Origin of the sequence: Kitasatospora sp. NPDC004799 (assembly GCF_040609095.1) — a bacterium.
In the GTDB taxonomy this organism is placed as follows: Bacteria; Actinomycetota; Actinomycetes; order Streptomycetales; family Streptomycetaceae; genus Kitasatospora.
Genome location: NZ_JBEXJK010000797.1, coordinates 1 through 1,394, shown reverse-complemented (window position 1 = coordinate 1,394; position 1,394 = coordinate 1). Strand labels below are relative to the sequence as shown.

Here is a 1,394-nt window from a genome sequence, read left to right as displayed (position 1 = left end):
GCGCAGTCGGGTGAGCGCGTCCAGGGCGGCGAACGGTTCGTCGAGCAACAGGAGTTGCGGCTCCCGGACGAGGGCCCGGGCGAGCGCGACGAGGACGGGCTCCGGATCGCTCTCCAGGGCCGGGGCGAGCGCCCGCGGGGTGAGGAAGGCGTCGCCGCCCGCCCGGAGCCGGGCGAGCGCGGCCGGCAGGTACGCGGCTCGGGTCGCCGGATCGCCGACCAGCAGCGCCAGCGCGGCCCCGTGCAGGCCGGGCTCGTCCTCGCGGGCGAGCAGGGTCAGCGCGGCGTACCGCAGCAGCTCGGCCCCGGCGCCGGAGGCGTACGGGGCGGTCCGCAGCGCGTGCACGGCGGCCGCGACGTGCCGTTCCGGCCGCCGGTCGTGGCTCCAGCGGTCCACCGCGCGGCAGAGCGCGGACGGCTCCTCGGCGGCGAGCACGGTGAGCAGCGCGTCCGCCCTCGGGTGCGCGGCGGCGGCCAGCGCGTCGGCCAACTCGTCCAGGGCCAGTCGGCGGTGGGCGTACAGCAGGTCGTGGGCGAGGTCGGCCACGGTGCGGCCGGGACGGCCCGGCAGGCCGCGCGGGTCCTCGAACCAGGCGCAGAGCAGCGGGAACACCGCGACCGGGTCGGCGCGCAGCCGCTCGGCCACCACGGCGAGGAACCGCTGCCCCGGGCCGTCGGCGGCCACCAGGCGGCGCAGCAGGGCGAGTTCGGCCTCGACGGGCAGGCCCAGGCCGGTCCAGAAGGCCGGGCCGAAGCGGCCGAGCCCGGCCGCCGGGAGCGCCGACAGGCCCGCCGGGCCGGACCGTTCGGCGATCCGGCCCGCCAACTGGTCGAGCAGCGCCCGGTGTTCGGCCGGGTCCGGGCCCAGGGCGAGGCCCGCGGCGAGCAACCGGGCCGCCCACCAGGCGGGTTCGCTGCCCGGCGGGCGCAGGTCCAGGGCGCGCCAGATCCGGTGCAGCCACGGGTCCAGGGCGGCGGCGCCCCAGGTCTCGGCCACCCGGCGCAGCGCGGCGAGGACCGGGCCGATCCGGTGCCGGGCGACGGCCTGCGCGCCCTCGGCCGGCTCCCCCGCCGACCGGCCGCCGGGCTCCCTCTCGCCGGCGGGCCACGGCGTCTCGTCGGCGGGCCACGGCGGGGTGTCCTCGGCCTCGCCGAGCAGCAGCCGCAGCGCGGCGTCCAGGTCCAGGTGGCGGCCCTGCAGCCAGTCGGCGAACTCCCCGTGCGCGAAGCGGAATCCGGGCCCGGCCGGGACGAACAGGCCCTCGGCGAGCACCGCCGCGGCCCAGCCGCCCTCGGCCGGGAACTGCTGGAACACCGAGGCGCCGATGCCGACCCAGACGATCGGCAGCAGGCCGAAGCGGCCGCCGAGCAGGTCCTTCATCCGGGGCTTGTGGG

1 pseudogene is annotated in these 1,394 nt (G+C 79.8%); it reads right to left on the bottom strand.

Annotated features, from left to right (window positions below):
- Positions 1 to 1,380: pseudogene (locus ABZW03_RS40885) on the bottom strand (hypothetical protein); the annotation flags it as partial.
- Positions 1,381 to 1,394 lie beyond the last annotated feature (14 nt).